Below are 17,430 nucleotides of genomic sequence, written 5' to 3'. Positions count from 1 at the left end.
GGTTTCAAGAAAATTATCAGGGGGTGCCCCCAAGCTATCGCAAGGGGTCGGGCTTTCCGCTATTACTCCGGCACAAAGGCCGACACACAGGACCTTCACCGGGGTAGCCGCTGCAATCCCTCACCCGAAAGCAGGTTGCCGGTTACCAGTTACAGGTTGCCCAATGTCATTAAGTTAAGGAAACGAATGTCAGGTTGAGCTTGTCGAAACCGGGTTATGCAAGCCGCTTTTTCATCAATCCGCCTTCGACAGGCTCAGGCTGACAGCTTAACTTAATGACATTGACCGGTTGCCAGTCTGTTGATGGATGAAAGTTGCAGTTATTGTTAAAACCTCATAAGTGCGGTATGTTCACCAGGCATTTTGAATAGAGGTTGCCGGTAATGTTCCTGCCGCTGAAGGCGGCGAGGGGGAAATCCTTCCTGCGGGAAAAACCGCGTAATGTAGAGAACCCTTCGTTGGCTCAGGGCAGGCTACTGCGGCAGTTGGTGAATAGAACTGCCGCAGTACAAGAGTGCGACGCAACCGGGCTTAATTCCTGTACTGCTGCCGGGTACCAAAATATCTTCTTTTAAAAAAGGATCATGCTTAATAAGATTATACATTTTTCCATCAATCATAAACTGGTTATTGGCTTATTCATCATTGGCCTGGTGAGTTGGGGCAGCTATGAAATTACCCGCCTGCCTATAGATGCCGTGCCGGATATTACCAATAACCAGGTGCAGGTAATTACGGTTTCGCCCAACCTCGGCGCCCCCGATGTGGAGCGGTTTATTACTGTGCCGGTAGAGCAATCCACCCGCAATGTGCCAGGCATTGTGGAGCAGCGGAGTTTTTCCCGCTTTGGCCTTAGCATTGTAACGATTGTGTTTGATGAAAGCACAGATGTGTACTGGGCAAGGCAGCAGGTAACAGAGCGCCTGGTACAGGCAAAACAGCAAATACCACCCGGCATGGGCGAACCGGAACTTGGGCCTGTTACAACCGGCCTGGGCGAGATATTCCAATACGTGGTAAAGGCCCGGCCAGGTTACGAGGGCAGGTACAGCCTGGTTGATTTGCGCACCATACAGGACTGGGTCATCCGCCGCCAGTTATTAGGTACGGAAGGTGTTGCGGAAGTAAGCAGCTTTGGAGGTCTTCTAAAGCAATATGAAGTAGCGGTGAAGCCAGAGAAACTAAAAAGTTTTGGCCTTACCATAACGGATGTTTTTAACGCTTTGCAAAACAACAACCAGAACACCGGGGGGGCCTACATTGAAAAAGGGCCATCGGTATTGTTTATACGTACGGAAGGTTTGGTGCAGGATTTTAACGATATAAGGCGCATTGCAGTAAAACGTACAAACGATGGTATTCCGGTGCTGGTACAGGATATTGCAGATGTGCATACGGGCAGCGCTATACGATACGGCGCGATGGTGTACAATAACGAAGGAGAGGTTTGCGGCGCCGTTGTAATGATGCTGAAAGGAGAAAACAGTAATAAGGTAATTAAGAACATCAAAGCCAAAATAAAGGAAATAGAGAAAAGCCTGCCCGAAGGTGTAATGATTGAGGCTTTTTTAGACCGTACCAAAATGGTAAACAACGCCATAGGAACCGTAGAGCGTAACCTTGCCGAAGGGGCGCTGATTGTAGTATTTGTGCTGGTGATTTTTTTGGGTAACCTGCGTGCCGGTTTTATTGTGGCTTCCGTTATTCCGCTAAGCATGCTATTCGCGGTAATAATGATGAATGCCTTTGGTGTAAGCGGCAACCTGATGAGCCTGGGAGCCCTTGATTTTGGCCTGCTGGTAGATGGCGCCGTAATTATTGTAGAAGCCGTTATGCACAAGCTGAAAGACAGCCCTGCTTTTGCCCGGGTAAACCGGCTTAGCCAGGTGCAGATGGATGGAGAAGTAAAAGAGTCATCCGGTAAAATGATGAACAGCGCTGTGTTTGGCCAGATGATTATTTTGATTGTTTACCTGCCCATCCTTAGCCTGCAGGGAATTGAAGGGAAAATGTTTAAACCCATGGCGCAAACGGTATCTTTTGCCATACTGGGCTCCTTCCTGTTGTCCTTTACCTATGTGCCTATGATGAGTGCCCTGTGCTTAAGCCGCAACATCAGCCACCGGCAAAACTGGTCTGAGCGCATGATGCACAAACTGCAAAACCTGTATGGCCGTTTGCTGAAGGCCGCGTTAAAGTTGCCCATAGCAATTATAGGTGCGGCGTTGTTGCTGTTTGCGGTGGCGGTGCTGGTTTTGTCACGCCTGGGGGGTGAGTTCATCCCGCAACTGGAGGAGGGCGATTTTGCCGTAGAGACCAGGATGCTTACCGGCTCGTCGTTAACTACCATGATAGAAAATACCCGGAAAACCGCCGGCATACTAAAACAACGTTTTCCCGAAGTTCAGAAAGTGGTAACCAAAATCGGCAACGGCGAAGTGCCTACCGACCCCATGCCACTGGAAGCTGCAGACATGATGGTAATACTAAAACCCAAAAGCGAGTGGACCACAGCCGAAACCTTTCCCGAACTGGCGGAAAAAATGAGTACAGCTTTACAGGAAGTGCCGGGTGTAACAACCGGCTTCCAGTTTCCGGTGCAGATGCGTTTTAACGAGCTGATGACGGGCGCCCGCCAGGATGTGGTGTGCAAGATTTTTGGAGAAAATCTTGATACGTTAGCGCTTTATGCAGGCAGGCTTGGCCGCGTGGTGCAGGGTATAAAGGGCACCAGGGATGTTTACGTGGAAACGGTTACCGGTATATCCCAGATGGTAATTACCTATAACCGGGATGCCATGGCTGCTTATGGTGCGGATATTAGCAATATTAATACGACTGTACAAAGCGCCTATGCCGGCGCTGTGGCAGGCGTTGTATATGAAGCTGATAAAAAGTTTGACCTGGTGGTGCGCATGGATGCGGAGGAAAAGAAAGCGGCCGGCGAATTGGAAAACCTGTTGATACCGTTGAGCAACGGCCGGCAGGTGCCCCTAAACTCCCTCGCTAAGGTTGAAATGAAAGAGGGGCCGTACCAGGTGCAAAGAGAAAATGCTGCAAGAAGGATAACGGTGGGTTTTAATATTCGTGGGCGGGATGTGCAAAGCATAGTTACGGAGCTGCAGCAAAAAGTTGCAGCACAGGTAAAGTTGCCACCGGCTTATACCATCACTTATGGCGGCCAGTACGAAAACCTGCAGCATGCTACCCAGCGTTTAAGCCTTGCCGTACCGGTAGCCTTGCTGCTTATACTGTTGCTGCTGTACCTGGCTTTTCACCAGGTTAAATATGGGTTGCTCATTTTTTCTGCTATACCGCTTTCCGCCATAGGTGGCGTAATAGCATTGTCCGCAAGGGGTATGCCGTTCAGTATCTCCGCCGGTGTTGGCTTTATTGCCTTGTTTGGGGTGGCAGTATTGAATGGTATTGTTATGATAAGCGAAATGAACAAACTTAAAAAAGAAGGTATGACCGGGTTGAAAAATATCATTATGCAGGCCGCGCAAACCAGGTTAAGGCCTGTATTGATGACGGCTTCCGTAGCCTCGCTGGGCTTTTTGCCAATGGCATTAAGCAACGGTGCCGGTGCAGAAGTACAAAGGCCGCTGGCCACAGTGGTTATTGGCGGGTTGGTAACAGCTACATTGCTTACATTGTTTGTACTGCCCTGCCTGTACCTGCTGTTTGAAAAGAAACATTTTAAAAAGCTGCAACCGGCGGCGGTTATTGTATTACTGCTCTGCCTGGCACCCTCTCTGGTGAATGCCCAGCAAAAGCTGACCATGAAGGAAGCTGTTGATATGGCCAAACAGCAAAACCTGCGGGTAACGGGCAGCCGTTTGCAGGAGCGCTATTTTGAACTGCTGAAAGCCAGCGCCGCTGATGTGCCCAAAACACAGATAAATGCGGAACTGGGCAACGTTAACAGCGCTTTTATTGACAACCGCTTCGGCGTATCACAGTCTTTTGCCCTGCCTTCTGTGTACAAAAAGCAAAAGCTGGTGCTGGAGGATGAATGGCAGGCGGCTAAACTGCAAACCACCGTGCAACAGGCGGATATTGTTAGGTATGTTAAGCTGGCTTATGTACAACTGGCCCATATTGAAGCCCGGCAACGGCTTTTGCAACGTACAGACTCTGTACTAAAGAACTATGTGCGTATTGCCGGCCTGCGTTATGAAAAAGGTGAAACCAGCCTGCTGGAAAAAACGATGCTGGAAAACCAGGCATCACAAGTGACGTTGCAAATGAATTTGCTGTTGCAGGATAAGCAATCGGCGCAGGCGCAACTGGCTGCTTTGCTTAACAGCAACAGCATGCCGGACATAACAGACACACTGGATGCAGACATCATGTTGTTTGATACCACGCTTTTGCAAAAGCACCCGTTGCTGCAATATTACCGGCAGCAGGAGCAGTTGGCGCAGCACCAGTCAGTAGCGGAGAAAGCCAGGCTTTCGCCGGAGCTGATGATTGGTTATACCAACCAGAGTTTTATTGGCTGGCAGCAAAACAAACAGGGCAATGAAACTTATTACAATGGCGGCAGGCGTTTTTCCACTGTGCAGGCCGGCATTGCTGTACCGCTGTTTAACAAAATGCAGAAGGCTAAAGTAAAGGCTGCGCAACAACATGAACTGGTGGTAAAGTCTCAAACGGGTATTGCGGAACAACAGCTAAGGCTGCAGTTGCAGGAGCAACTGAATGAATACAATAAATACAAAACCGCTGTTGAATATTTTAACAGCCATACGCTAAAGCAGGCAGCCATCATTATAAGAACTGCTAACCTGCAATACAAAAACGGCGAGATAAACTACATAGAATGGGGCACGCTAACAGGCAGCGCCATTGGTTTACAGGCGCAATACCTGGACGCTTTGAAAGAGCTTAACATGCGCAAGGCAGAACTGGAATATTTACTTGAACCAAACGACAATTAAACATGTTAACACAAAATACATACACTATGCCCGGTAAAATCCAGCTTTATTTTTCTCTGAAAAATAAAGCTTATGTACTTAGCAGCATTACTACTATTGGGCTTTACTTGTGTCACTCACTTGTACGGTTTGTCCGCTACTGTGCAATGGGCCGGCCGGCTTTTAGCATACAGCGTGCAGCAGGTGAAAGTGTTGCTGCACAATGCCGCATAGAGAACAAGGCGCACAAGAGTGCGACGCAAGAAAAGCCTCATAGTAGTTCCTGCAGCCGGGCTCATAATAACTTTGCTTTAAGAGATTGGGGTGGGCCTATAAAAAATGGATGGTATGTTCTGCTGTTGCTGCTTGCGGCATGCAACAGCAATACGGCAAAGCAGGAAGAAACAACAAGCGCCAACGCTTTACCAGACACAGTTGTCAGGTTAACAGATGTGCAGTTAAAAAATGCCGGCGTGCAACTGGGCAAGCCTGCCATACAAAACATAAAGGCTACCATTAGGGCCAATGGCAGTGTTGACGTACCTCCGCAAAGCATGATAAGCATTAGCTTTCCGTTGGGTGGTTACCTTAAATCAACCTCGTTACTACCGGGCGCCAGTGTAAAGAGGGGAGAAGTGATTGGTATTATGGAAGACCAGTCTTATGTGCAGTTGCAGCAGGACTACCTTACCGCGAAAGCCAGGATGGAATATTTGCTGGCTGATATGGAGCGGCAAAAGGAACTGAGCGAAGCAGAAGCTACCAGCCGAAAAAGTTACCAACTGGTGCTGAGTGAATACAAAACACAGCAGGTGTTAATGAAATCGCTGGAAGAAAAACTGCTGATTATCGGCATTAACCCCGGCAAGCTTAGCGTAAACAGCATATCCAGGGATGTAGCGGTACACTCGCCCATTAATGGTTATGTTACCAAGGTTAATGTAAATATCGGCAAGTATGTAAACCCCGCTGATGTACTGTTTGAACTGGTAAACCCGGATGACATTCATGCCGCGATAACTGTGTTTGAAAAAGATATTAACCTGTTTAAGAAAGATATGCAGGGAAAGGTTTTTTTAACTGATACCCCTAACGAGCAATATGATGTGGAAGTGATACTGGTTACCCGTAACGTGGATGACAGCCGCAGCGGACTGGTACACTGCCACTTTGAAAACCCAAAACATGAATTGTTGCCAGGGATGTTTTTAACGGGTGTGTTTGAACTGGATAATAAACCCGTTACTGCTGTACCAGAAGAAGCTGTTGTACGCTACGAAGGCAGGGAATATGTATTTACATCGCAGGATGGAAAACAGTTTACCATGATGCCCGTACAAACCGGTGGCCGTGAGAACGGCTTTGTTGAATTGCTGGCAGACAACCGGCACGACTGGCTGAATACAAGCATTGCTGTTAAGGGCGCTTATAGTTTGCTGGGCAGTATGAAGAACAAAGCAGAGGAGGAGTAGCGCTTTTATTGCAGCTTATCCAACTCCTGCTGTATATTTTGCCGGGCCTGCGTTTCGTATAATGACTGAAACTCTTTGGTCTTAAAAATGAAGGGCATGTCAAGAAAGCGTTGCAGTACTTTCTTACGGCCGGGTTTGTACAAAAAGTCAGGGTAAAGTGCATATTCCTTTCTTATGCCGGTTGCGTATTGCTTATAAACGTCAGGCGGTGCGCCCAGGATGGAAAGGTCTGCATCGGTGAACAAATTAATGTCTTGTACTGTGGTGGGTTCATGAAGTTTGGTGGCCAGTATGGCTGCTGTGCAAAGCTGTAAGCCTGTTGCCGGGTAATGGATGGAAGCAAGCCTTTCGGTTGCTATTGCGGTGCTTTTTTCTTCGTTGTTGCGGCGGGTAACTTTGTAAACAATATCATGGTAACAGGTAGCGCTTACAATACTGTTCCAGTCTGTAACCAGGTGCTTTACCAGCGTCAATTGCTGCAGCATGTGTTGCAGGTGGTTAATGTTATGGTAGCGCCGTTTTTTGTTGTTGTAATGCGATTCTATTTCACGCCAGAATTTTCCGGCGGTATCTGCACCTGCATACTGCGAAATGATATCTGTAAAACTATCCTTAAGCATATACACCTGAAAGTTATACAATAAAAAGGGATGGCTTCTCATAAAGATGCCATCCCTTTTTGCAGTTCGCAGCTAAAATCTTAAAGCCTTTTATCCTATGCAATTAAATTAAGCAATCACTGTCAGGTTGAGCTTGTCGAAACCGGGTTATGCATGTTACTTTTAACGAATCCGCTTTCGACAGGTCAGGCTGATAACCTTAAGTTACTGACATTGGCTTTTTATCTTAAATAGCTCCTGATAAACCAGCTCCACTTTTCATGGTTTTTCATAATGCCGGTTATAAAGTCGGTGTTACCGGCGTCTTTGTATTTTTCATCAAAATCGTCAATGTCTTTGCGCAGGTATTTAACGATGGTTTCGTTGTCATCCAGCAGGTTTTGCAACTGGGTGCGCTGGTCGTTGGTGTATTCCTGTTCTTCCAGGTTGGTGAGTTTTAAAAAGTCTTTCAGGCGCCCCTGGGCGTAGTGGCCAAGCTGGCGTATGCGTTCGGCAATTTCATCAATTTGTTCAGCAAGATCGTTGTAGAGGCCTTCATAAAACTTATGCATTTCCATAAAGTTGTCGCCTTCCACATTCCAGTGGTAGTTGCGTATTTTGGCGTACAATACATGTTCATCTGCCAGTAGTACGGTAAGCCTCATGGCCACTTCCTGCCTGTTTTTGTCGGTAATACCTATGTCGGTTTTAATGTCCTGGTGAAGTTTGCCATTGCCGTTTACTGCGGCGGATGATTTGAGGTTAACTTTTGGGGTGCTTTTTTCAGCGGTTTGCGCTTTCATATCATGAAGATTTTATGTGAAATAAATTCCTGTACAAGATAATGAACAAACAACAGACCAAAGCAAGAATTAATGCCAAAGTAACGGGAATGTTGCCGGGATGAGGAGGTTATTTATCAAGCAGGTCAGCAAGTAGCAGCAGTTCTTTTTTCTTATACACGAGGCGGGTGGTATCAAAACACTTGGCCAGTTCTTCTATAAGTAACTGAATGACACGTTTATTGCTGATGGGTTTAAAGTAAGAAGCTGTAGGTGGCACCGAGATACGTTTAAAATAATTCTCCACGTCTTTGTGGCTAAAGGCCTGGCCGCTGGTTGCGTCTACATAAAACTGTATTTTGTTCTGAGGGTTGCCCTGGTAAGTAGCGGGGTCGTATTCGCTGTTAAAAAAAGCCAGAACAAACTGTTTGGGGATGTTAATAGCCCGTACGGATATATCCAGCAGTTCTGCTAGTACCAGGTACAGGATACCGTTGGAGATGGCATTGCCCTTTTTGCCCTGTATAACTTTATGTAGAAAATAATCGTCAGGATTGGTATAGGCTATTTCTACACCTTTAAGGTTATAGTAGTTATAAACAATGCTGGATATTACGTTCGCATGTTCCAGCGGTGTGAGAAAGCTGTTTAGTTCCAGCCATACATTGCGGCGTATTTTTTCAAGCTCCTGTATTACAGGGGTTGTCTGCAGGTCGGGATATTGAAATTTGGCAACCAGCAGGGCGCCGAATAAAAGGTCGTGGTAAGCGCTGTCCCGCCATTCCTTCATATCCCTCAGCAGGTCGTCAAAATGCAGGCGGTGGATCAGCAGTTCAATCCGCTCCTGTATTTCTTCGTTAAAGGTGTTCTCCCAAAGGCTTTCCAGGTTGGGTATAATGCCTTTGCCATAGTCAACAATCCTGCTTGACACGGTGGAAAAAACTTCTTCGTCCGGGTCGTCAATGAGGGTGAATAAGGCCGATATTTCTCTGTTTTCCTGCATCTTATGGGGGATGGTATTACGTAATACAAACTAAACTATTTTTTCCGGAAAAACAACGGATGAGTTATCCAGTAGTGTGGATTAACCGGTGGGGAAAGAAAGTCAATAAAAGTCAGGGAGACATAAAGTCAAGAAAGACATTAAGTCAAGAAGTCAAGAAAGACATAAAGTCAAGAAGGTAAGGGTAGCATACTATAACAGAGGCAAAGAGCGTTATCTGGTAATACCGTTATCCCTGTTTTGCATTTGGTATAAAAGTTGACATGGTTGAACACAGATACTCAAATAAAAAATATGTTTTCAAAACTCAGTAAGCTAACCCTTGTCATTGCTATAGTTGCGGCTGCTTCCTGTAACCGCAATATCCAGAAAGGGCCTTCCTCAACAACTTCTTCACCAAATACTTCATCTTCTTCTTCAACGCCGCCATCCAGCGCTGATAATGTGCCGTCTGAACCATCTAAAGGAGACATCAGCATGAGCGGTATGGAGGCGGAGATACTGGATAATATTAACCAATACCGTGCTTCCATTGGCAAGCCTGCCATGAAGAATGCGCCTGCCGCTTCTGCGGAGGCAGCCAAGCACAGTGCAAGTATGGCCAGCAAATCAAGCGGCTTTGGCCATGCCGGGTTTAAAATACGCATTACCAATATAACCAGGCAGATAGGGCCGGTATCCGCCGCGGCTGAAAACGTAGCTTATGGCAAGCTTACCGCCAGAGAAGTAGTGGATGGCTGGATTAAAAGCCCCGGCCACAAAAAAAACATTGAAGGCGTTTATACGCTTAGCGGTATAGGCCTGGCTAAAAATGATAAAGGCGTAATATTTTTTACACAGATATTTTTAAAGAAATAGTAAGGTTGCGGATAAAACAAAGACGTAATTAAACTTGACCGGCAAACTACCCGGTGGAAAAAGCTGCGTAGCGAATCCAACCGCAGAAGCGTGCGACGCAAGTAAAGCCCAATAGTAGTTCCTCCCGCCGGGCCCATAAAAATTCCGCGGACTTTCTTACCAGGCTTAGTACAAAACCTGCACTGTTTCCCTGGTTTGCTGCAACAGCACAATGGTTTTGCCTTCGGTCATTTTATGCAGCAGTTCATTGGTAAAATGGCGGATAGTCAACAATGACAAGCCTTTTTCCACCTGCACATCAAACTCGTTGCTGGCGGCAGCGGCAAGCTGGTTAAGCTTTTCTTCCCTGTCGTCAAGGCACAATTGTATGCTGATGGCGCCGGTTTGTATAAGGTTAGGCTTCAGTTTTATTTTACCAAACAGCTCGTATAAGTCACTCATGGGTTGTTCGCCCACAAAAGAAAAGTCCTGGCTGTGCAGGTGCATCAGCGCCTGGTTTTGTTTAATGATAACTATAGGTGGCAGGTTCTTTACCCTTTTGCTGCTGATAACGGTGCCCGGCAGGCTGCTGTCCAGGAAGCATTTTACATGCAATGGTATGCCCTTGTTCTGGAGTGGTTTAATTGTTTTAGGGTGTATTACCTGTGCACCATAATAAGCCATTTCAATTACTTCATCAAAGCTTAACTCGTCAATAAAGGTGGCATCGGGAAACTGCTTGGGGTCGGCACTCATTACGCCTTCTACGTCTTTCCAAATGGTCTGGCTTTCCGCATTAAGCAGGTTGGCAAAAATGGCGGCGGTATAATCGCTGCCTTCGCGGCCAAGTGTGGTGCTTTCATTTTCGTCGGTGCTGCCAATAAAGCCTTGTGTTATGTAAATGTTGGTCCCGCCATCCGCATTGCCGTACAGCCAGTTGCCGAATACCGCTTTTGCCCGGCCTTCGGTATAAGCCCAGTCAATACCCGCATCCCTAAAGTTGTCGTCGGTCCTTATAATATCCCGCACGTCCAGCCAGGTATTGGCAACGCCGGCTTCATTAAGGTAATGGCTAACGATAACAGTGCTCAGCAGTTCGCCAATACATACCACCTGGTCGTAATAATAATCGTATTCACGTACGGGTTTGTCGTGCAGCAGCCATTCCACTTCAGTAAAAAAATCGCTCAGTTTTGCAAGGCAGTCATTAAAGTGTGTTACCAGCAGGTATTTGGCGGTGGTAATATGCTGTTGCTTGATGACTTCAAACAAGGCAAGCGCTTCGTCTTTATTACCTGCGAAAAAACTTTCAGTCACCTTTTCTAAAGCATTGGTGGTTTTGCCCATGGCCGAAATAATAATCACCAGCTTCTCCCCATTGTATGCCGAAAGTATGTTGGGCAAATTTTGTATTCTTTCTATGCTGTTAACACTTGCCCCGCCAAATTTGAAAACTTTCATCTTGCTTTTTTGAAATCTGTTAATAGATACAGGTGGATGTTGAACAAAGATAGGTTTCTGAACAATTACATAATACCAGTGCAGCATGGCGCATTAGATTGAACCGTTATTTTTGTAACAACCAAACTAACCGCTAATGAGCATTAATCGCAATGTATTAACACTGGACGAATTCACTATTCAGCAGTTGCGCATGTTTCCCAACGCTACGGGTGAACTTAGCGCCTTGCTGAGGGATATAGGGCTGGCATCTAAACGTATTAATGTGGAAGTAAGCAAAGCCGGCCTGCTGGATATTTTGGGAGAAGCCGGTACTACCAATGTGCAGGGCGAAGATGTGCTTAAGCTGGATCTATATTCCAATAACCAGATGATGGGCGTGCTGCGGCATGGCATTAGCTGCGCCGGTGTGGCCAGCGAAGAGATGGATGATATTGTAGTGTTTGATGACGAGGTAAGCAACAACAGCAAATACGTGGTAATGTTCGATCCGCTGGATGGCAGCGGTAATTTTGATATTAACGTATCCATAGGTACCATTTTTGGCGTGTACCGCCGCCTGTCAAAACCCGGTACGCCCTGTACCAAAGAAGATTTTTTACAGCCTGGCGTAAGGCTGGTTGCCGCCGGGTATGTTATTTATGGCTCTTCCACCATGCTGGTGTATGCCACACGCCGCGGCGTAAACGGCTTTACGTTGGATACCGCCATCGGCGAATACTGCTTAAGCCACCCCGATATCAAATGCCCCCGCAACGGCAAGATATACTCACTAAACCACGGCAATTTTTTCCAGTACAGCCAGGGCGTCCGGGACTATGTTACTGCCTGCCAGCAAAAAGACAAAAGCACCGGTGGCCCCTATACAGAGCGTTATGTGGGCAGCATGGTAAGCGACATGCACCGCAACCTTATTAAAGGGGGTATTTTTATGTACCCGGCTACTGTTGCCAAGCCCGAGGGCAAGTTGCGGCTGATGTATGAATGCAATCCATTTTCGTTTATCATGGAGGTGGCCGGCGGCCGTGCCACGGATGGTAAAAACCGCATACTCAATATACAGCCAACAGAGCTGCATCAACGATCGCCGCTATTTATCGGCAGCGCAGATATGGTGAAGGAGGCGGAAAGCTTTTTGTAAGTGTGAGCAGGCATGTTGCAGTAATGCAGATGTGCAGTGCAGAATGTATGAATTTTTCATTCACCATTCACAATTGACCATTCGCCATTCACGATTTGGTTACCGGCGACATATCCTTGTGGCGTCATCGTTGCGTCGCAATCCGTTCATCGGTTGGTTTTTCATGGCATCTTTTCAGACCCGGGTATGTTGGTGCGTGGAGACACGCACCAAGGGGTAGAAATATTGAGCAAGGAACAAGGAATTTTGAATGAGGAAGGAAAAAGTCCGCACTCACGATTCACCACTCACGGTAAGAATATCGAACAAGGAACAAGGAATTTTGAATGAAGAAGAAAAGCCAACTTGCGGTTCACGATTAACTCACGTTCACTCACGAAATGAATATCGAACAAGGAATGCTGAATGAAGAATGAAAGCCCCCCATTCACGATTCACCATTCACCATTGACCATTCACGAACCTGATGCCTCCCACTCACTACTCACCACTCACCACTCACCACTAACCACCATCCGGTTTCGTTCCGTATGTTTGCGGGGATGAACGAAGAAAGCAATCATACCGCGTTGCAACTGGTAGAATGTCCCCGCGATGCCATGCAGGGATGGCCGCATTTAATACCCACGCAGGAGAAAATTAAGTATCTCAATACCCTGCTACAGGTGGGCTTTGATACCATTGATTTCGGCAGCTTTGTATCGCCTAAAGCCATACCGCAAATGGCTGATACAAAAGAAGTGCTGAAGGGGTTAAACCTCTCTGGAACTGTTTCAAAACTGCTGGCCATTGTGGCCAATGTACGCGGTGCACAGGATGCCGTGGCGTACGATGAAATTGCGTACCTGGGTTTCCCGTTTTCCATATCGCCCACTTTTCAAATGCGCAATGCCAACAGTACAATAGAAGAAAGTGTTGTAAGGGTTGATGAGATACAGGAACTGTGCATGCAGCATAATAAAAAACTGGTGCTTTATTTAAGCATGGGTTTTGGCAACCCTTATGGGGATGCGTACAGTGCGGAGGTATTACTGCATTGGGCAGGTGAAATGGTAAAACGCGATATCAGTATTATCTCACTGGCAGATACGGTTGGCGTGGCCACACCCGTGCAAATTGAGAGTGGTTTACGAACGCTCATGCCTCAATATCCCGGTACCGTTTTTGGTGTGCACCTGCATTCAACACCTGCCAACTGGCGGCAGAAGCTGCAGGCAGCCGTTAACGCCGGCTGCCGGCGTTTCGATGGCGCTTTAAAAGGTATAGGCGGCTGCCCCATGGCCCAGGACGAACTGGTAGGCAACATGAACACGGAATGGATGCTGGATTACTTTACGCAACGGGGTATGGCGGGCAGTATTAATAGCCAGGCTTTGCAGCAGTCACTTGCGCTGGCGGGTGAAATTTTTGTGTAACAGAAAATGTAAGAGATATTATGCAATTCCAGGTGCCGATACAGATAAAACCGTTGGACATACCCGTAACGTATAAGGATAATATTATGCTGACAGGCTCCTGTTTTACGGAGCATATCGGCAATTACCTGCAGGAAGTTAAATTTCATGTATTGCAAAACCCCAACGGTATATTGTTTGAGCCACTGGGTGTTTGCAACAGTCTTGTTTCGTACATAGAGCAAAAGCGGTACACAGAAGCTGATTTGTTTTACCTGAACGAAGCCTGGCATAGCTGGCAACACCACAGCAGGTTTTCCGCCGTTACCAAAGAAGCCGCTCTGCGGCAAATTAACCAGTCGCAGGAGGCTGCCAATGCATTTTTGAAGAAAGCTGATTGGCTGATTATTACGCTTGGGTCTTCTTTTGTATATAAATTGGTTGACGGCACGCCGCTTGCCACACAGGGCAATGGCTATAACGTGGTTAACTGCCATAAGGCCCCTGCACAAACTTTTAACAAGCACCTTTCTACTATTGAGGAAATAGTTACTGCATTTGACAGTACTATTCACCGGCTATTTCATTTCAATCCTTCGCTTAAGATTATGTTCACCATTAGCCCGGTGCGGCATATCCGTGATGGCGTACAGGAGAACAACCGCAGTAAGGCAAGGTTAATAGAAGCCGTTCACCACTTAGTAAATAAATTCAGCAGGCTGTACTATTTTCCGGCGTACGAGCTGGTAATTGATGTGCTGCGGGATTACCGCTTTTATGATATTGATATGGCCCACCCCAACTATGCCGCCACCCAGTTTGTGCTGGAAAAATTTACTGAAAGCTGCATGCACCAGGATACAGCCCGGCTTTCCGCCGATATTCGTAAGCTGGTAATTGCAAAAAACCACAAACCTTTTAACCCGGCCTCTGTGCAACACAAGCAGTTCCTGCAATCCCAACTGGAAAAAACCATGCTCCTGGCAACCCAATACCCCTACCTTGATTTTACTGATGAGCTGGCTTATTTCGCCAAAGGTTAATATGCTGGTAATATTTGTACGGGCTGTTTTCCAGCTTACTTTAGTTTGCTTAATATTAGGTTCTGCTGAAAATAATTTGACATGCGTGTAACCTGCCTGCTGCTGTTTTGTTGTTTATTTCACTCTTCTTTTTGCCAGGATACAGCTTTCCTTAAAGTTCATTTCCTGTACGGTTCAAAGCCCCGGAAAGCGTTTAAAGAATCTGAAGAAAAATGGTTTGGGGGCATGCTTGGCGGGCATGTGGGCATAGAGGGCGACAGTGGTAAAATACTCAGCTTTTTACCTTTCGGCAAATTTCACTGGTTTGAGCATAAACATAACAGGCACAGCATGTATGCGCTGCACAGCCAACGGGATTTTTACAGCATACTGGGCGGTAATGGTGACAGTGTTAAGAAAGCTGTTGTGTACATACCTGTTACAACGCAGCAAAAGAAAACCTTTGACAGCCTTCTGGTTGCCTATACGAAAGAGACCCCTTATGATTATGCGCTTGTTGGCATGCGTTGTGGCGCAGCAACTTACGATATACTTGCCCGGCTTGGTATTATGAAACGTTATAACCGCATAAAGACTTACCAGAAAATTATTTATCCCCGCAAATTGCGTAAACGGCTCTTTAATAAAGCCGCAAACAATGGCTGGGCTGTTGTGTTGACTGAAGGCTCAGTAAACAGAAAATGGGAGCGGGACCTGTAACAACCTTGACGTTTATGGATGGCGAATTGCCTGGAGCAGCTTTGCTAAGTACTGCTGCCCTTCCTGCCAGTTACCCAAATTAGAGTCTGAATTAATATGTCCTTTTGCGCCGATGTTCACAAAACTACTGCCCCAGTTGCCGGCAAAGAATTTTGCCCGTTCCACGCTAACAAAACTGTCATTATCACTGGCTACTACAATTGTTGGAAAAGGGAATTTTAATAAAGGCATTGGCGCAAAGCTTCTTACAACCCCTGGTGTGTGCTCCGGAGAATCTACATCCGCAGGCGCTACCAGCAAGGCTCCAACAACATTAGGGTTTTTAAATCTTTCCGCCCAGTGCGCTACTAACGAAACAGCAAGGCTGTGGGCCACCAGGACAATTTTATCATCCAACTCATCTATCGTTTCATTCAGCCTTGTTATCCAGTGGTTAAGGCTGGGTTCATCCCAATTATCCTGGCTCACTTTTACTGTGTTGCTTATTTCTTTCAGCCACAGCGTTTGCCAGTGATTTTCTCCTGAATCTCCCAGGCCCGGTATAACCAGGATGGTTGTGTTAGTGCCACTCATTGCTCTTTATATTGGTTGCTGTAAAATAATGTTTTCTACAATTCGGTTTTATATGAGCAAGGGCTTCTTGTATTGTAAACAGCTTAAAAATGTGCAATCACATTATTCAACCCCTCTGGGGTTGGTGTTCTTGTCAAATTCCAACCCCCGGATTTCATCCGGGACTATTCACATTTAACCCTTCGGGTATTACAGGATTTTGCTCTCTGTGGACTACGTCCCGGAGGGACATTTTGTGGGTAGATCAGCCATCTGGGCTTTAATATGTTCCGGAGGAACATTTTGTGCTCATCTTCGCGGATGCAAACACAAAGCGTTCCTCGGGAACGCAGGCACGCCCTTAACATTTTTTTACCCACTAGGTGTTCCGCTGGAACACAGGCTGCCTAATGCGCTTGTATTACTTAACCCTGTGCTTCGCAATAATTATAGGAGTAAACTAATGAATACGGTCGCCCCTGATTTCCAGGTTTTGCATAATGCCTGCTTCATAAGTTAACCATTCTTTCCAGCGGCTACGTACTTTTTCTTTGTCAATGTATGTTTCCGCAAGCTCTATAAAGAGTGTGTAATGGCCAGCTTCGCTTTCCATAAAACGACGGTAAAAGTTGCGCATGTAATCGTCGTTGAGCCCCTCGCTAAGCCTTTTAAAACGTTCGCAACTGCGGGCTTCAATCAGCGCCATGGTAAGCAACTGGTCAAGAAAGCGGTCTTCATAATTGCCGCCTTTGCGTTGAAAATCCAGCAGCTTGTTTACATATTCATCTTTGCGCTGTTTGCCCAGTTGCAGGCCTCTTTTTTTAAGTTCCTGCAATACCAGCCGAAAATGTCCCCACTCTTCTGTAACCACCGGCGCAAGCTCCGTTACCAACATCTCTTTATCAGGATTTTTTTGGATGAGCGATATACAACTGGTGGCGGCCTTTTGTTCGCAGTAAGCATGGTCTGTTAGTATTTCCTCCAGGCTTATGCCGGCCAGGTTTACCCAGCGGGGGTCTGTTGGCAACTGCAGCCCCAAAATATTTTTTGTATCCTGCGATAACTCCATGAACTATTTTTTGCGCAAAAGTAGTGAATGGCGAGTGGTGAATGGTGAGTGGTGAGTAGTGAGTGGGGGCATTATGCTTCGCCCTTCAAAATTCCTTGTTCCTTGTTCGATATTCATTTCGTGAATGGTGAATGGTGAATCGTGAATGGTGAGTAGTGAGTAGTGAGTGGGGGCATTATGCTTCGCCCTTCAAAATTCCTTGTTCGATATTCATTTCGTGAATGGTGAATGGTGAATCGTGAGTGGGTGCTTTTTGATTCTTCATTCAGCATTCCTTGTCCCTTGTTCCAAATTACTATCCCTTGGTGCGTGTCTCCACGCACCAACTTACCCGGGTCTTAAAAGCCGCCCAATGAACTGAACGATGAACGGATTGCGACGCAACAGGCGATGCTATGAAAATATGTCGCTGGTAACCAAATAATGAATGTGTAGCAGCGAATAAAAAAGATACTG

At 46.5% G+C, this 17,430-nt stretch carries 13 protein-coding genes; 7 read left to right on the top strand and 6 right to left on the bottom strand.

Annotated elements, in window-relative coordinates:
• The first annotated feature begins 584 nt into the window (after window positions 1–584).
• Window positions 585–4,943, top strand: a complete 4,359-nt coding sequence (locus tag F0364_RS07415; protein ID WP_153797135.1) for a CusA/CzcA family heavy metal efflux RND transporter — start codon at window positions 585–587, stop codon at window positions 4,941–4,943.
• A 26-nt stretch (window positions 4,944–4,969) separates the two neighbouring features.
• Entirely contained in the window at window positions 4,970–6,394 is a 1,425-nt protein-coding gene (locus tag F0364_RS07410) for an efflux RND transporter periplasmic adaptor subunit (protein WP_235921028.1), read from the top strand.
• 5 nt (window positions 6,395–6,399) lie between these two features.
• On the opposite strand, the gene F0364_RS07405 is transcribed toward F0364_RS07410, so the two are convergent.
• The 3 genes from F0364_RS07405 to F0364_RS07395 form a co-directional block, all read right to left on the bottom strand.
• Entirely contained in the window at window positions 6,400–7,056 is a 657-nt protein-coding gene (locus F0364_RS07405; RefSeq protein ID WP_153797134.1) for an HD domain-containing protein, read from the bottom strand.
• 179 nt (window positions 7,057–7,235) lie between these two features.
• Window positions 7,236–7,796, bottom strand: coding sequence for a Dps family protein (locus tag F0364_RS07400; protein WP_235921027.1), 561 nt, complete (start codon window positions 7,794–7,796; stop codon window positions 7,236–7,238).
• A 109-nt stretch (window positions 7,797–7,905) separates the two neighbouring features.
• Window positions 7,906–8,778, bottom strand: a complete 873-nt coding sequence (locus F0364_RS07395) for a transglutaminase family protein (RefSeq protein ID WP_153797133.1) — start codon at window positions 8,776–8,778, stop codon at window positions 7,906–7,908.
• A gap of 294 nt (window positions 8,779–9,072) precedes the next feature.
• Between F0364_RS07395 and F0364_RS07390 the strand changes: the two genes are divergently transcribed.
• The gene (locus tag F0364_RS07390) at window positions 9,073–9,636 is read left to right on the top strand and encodes a CAP domain-containing protein (RefSeq protein WP_153797132.1); all 564 of its coding nucleotides are present in this window, start codon (window positions 9,073–9,075) and stop codon (window positions 9,634–9,636) included.
• 165 nt (window positions 9,637–9,801) lie between these two features.
• Here the strand turns inward: F0364_RS07390 and F0364_RS07385 are convergent, their stop codons facing one another.
• Window positions 9,802–11,076, bottom strand: coding sequence for an aspartate kinase (locus F0364_RS07385; RefSeq protein ID WP_153797131.1), 1,275 nt, complete (start codon window positions 11,074–11,076; stop codon window positions 9,802–9,804).
• Between the two features lie 136 nt (window positions 11,077–11,212).
• Here F0364_RS07385 and fbp point away from each other — a divergent pair, with 136 nt between their 5' ends.
• The 4 genes from fbp to F0364_RS07365 all read left to right on the top strand — a co-directional run bounded on the left by fbp (window position 11,213) and on the right by F0364_RS07365 (window position 15,353).
• Window positions 11,213–12,217, top strand: coding sequence for a class 1 fructose-bisphosphatase (gene fbp / locus F0364_RS07380; RefSeq protein ID WP_153797130.1), 1,005 nt, complete (start codon window positions 11,213–11,215; stop codon window positions 12,215–12,217).
• Window positions 12,218–12,759: 542 nt separating this feature from the next.
• Window positions 12,760–13,632, top strand: a complete 873-nt coding sequence (locus F0364_RS07375) for a hydroxymethylglutaryl-CoA lyase (RefSeq protein ID WP_153797129.1) — start codon at window positions 12,760–12,762, stop codon at window positions 13,630–13,632.
• A gap of 20 nt (window positions 13,633–13,652) precedes the next feature.
• A complete protein-coding gene (locus F0364_RS07370; protein ID WP_153797128.1) occupies window positions 13,653–14,654 on the top strand; it encodes a GSCFA domain-containing protein in 1,002 nt (333 codons plus the stop codon).
• A gap of 81 nt (window positions 14,655–14,735) precedes the next feature.
• Window positions 14,736–15,353 carry a hypothetical protein gene (locus F0364_RS07365; protein WP_153797127.1) on the top strand — a complete coding sequence of 206 codons (618 nt, stop codon included), beginning with the start codon at window positions 14,736–14,738 and terminating at the stop codon, window positions 15,351–15,353.
• Window positions 15,354–15,365: 12 nt separating this feature from the next.
• On the opposite strand, the gene F0364_RS07360 is transcribed toward F0364_RS07365, so the two are convergent.
• Both F0364_RS07360 and F0364_RS07355 read right to left on the bottom strand, forming a co-directional pair.
• Window positions 15,366–15,926, bottom strand: a complete 561-nt coding sequence (locus F0364_RS07360) for an RBBP9/YdeN family alpha/beta hydrolase (protein WP_153797126.1) — start codon at window positions 15,924–15,926, stop codon at window positions 15,366–15,368.
• Window positions 15,927–16,365: 439 nt separating this feature from the next.
• Window positions 16,366–16,974, bottom strand: coding sequence for a MiaE family protein (locus tag F0364_RS07355; protein WP_153797125.1), 609 nt, complete (start codon window positions 16,972–16,974; stop codon window positions 16,366–16,368).
• Between the last annotated feature and the right edge of the window lie 456 nt (window positions 16,975–17,430).

The sequence above is a fragment of the Foetidibacter luteolus genome, from assembly GCF_009650435.1.
Lineage (GTDB): Bacteria > Bacteroidota > Bacteroidia > Chitinophagales > Chitinophagaceae > Foetidibacter > Foetidibacter luteolus.
The sequence above is the reverse complement of the archived record's forward strand: the minus strand, read 5'-3'. Positions and strand labels throughout refer to the sequence as shown.

What these genes read in the sequence shown, in the direction of transcription:
- F0364_RS07415 (WP_153797135.1), top strand. Translation starts at nt 585, where the DNA reads ATGCTTAATAAGATTATACATTTTTCCATCAATCATAAACTGGTTATT.
- F0364_RS07410 (WP_235921028.1), top strand. Translation starts at nt 4,970, where the DNA reads ATGCCCGGTAAAATCCAGCTTTATTTTTCTCTGAAAAATAAAGCTTAT.
- F0364_RS07405 (WP_153797134.1), bottom strand. Translation starts at nt 7,056, where the DNA reads ATGAGAAGCCATCCCTTTTTATTGTATAACTTTCAGGTGTATATGCTT.
- F0364_RS07400 (WP_235921027.1), bottom strand. Translation starts at nt 7,796, where the DNA reads ATGAAAGCGCAAACCGCTGAAAAAAGCACCCCAAAAGTTAACCTCAAA.
- F0364_RS07395 (WP_153797133.1), bottom strand. Translation starts at nt 8,778, where the DNA reads ATGCAGGAAAACAGAGAAATATCGGCCTTATTCACCCTCATTGACGAC.
- F0364_RS07390 (WP_153797132.1), top strand. Translation starts at nt 9,073, where the DNA reads ATGTTTTCAAAACTCAGTAAGCTAACCCTTGTCATTGCTATAGTTGCG.
- F0364_RS07385 (WP_153797131.1), bottom strand. Translation starts at nt 11,076, where the DNA reads ATGAAAGTTTTCAAATTTGGCGGGGCAAGTGTTAACAGCATAGAAAGA.
- fbp (WP_153797130.1), top strand. Translation starts at nt 11,213, where the DNA reads ATGAGCATTAATCGCAATGTATTAACACTGGACGAATTCACTATTCAG.
- F0364_RS07375 (WP_153797129.1), top strand. Translation starts at nt 12,760, where the DNA reads ATGAACGAAGAAAGCAATCATACCGCGTTGCAACTGGTAGAATGTCCC.
- F0364_RS07370 (WP_153797128.1), top strand. Translation starts at nt 13,653, where the DNA reads ATGCAATTCCAGGTGCCGATACAGATAAAACCGTTGGACATACCCGTA.
- F0364_RS07365 (WP_153797127.1), top strand. Translation starts at nt 14,736, where the DNA reads ATGCGTGTAACCTGCCTGCTGCTGTTTTGTTGTTTATTTCACTCTTCT.
- F0364_RS07360 (WP_153797126.1), bottom strand. Translation starts at nt 15,926, where the DNA reads ATGAGTGGCACTAACACAACCATCCTGGTTATACCGGGCCTGGGAGAT.
- F0364_RS07355 (WP_153797125.1), bottom strand. Translation starts at nt 16,974, where the DNA reads ATGGAGTTATCGCAGGATACAAAAAATATTTTGGGGCTGCAGTTGCCA.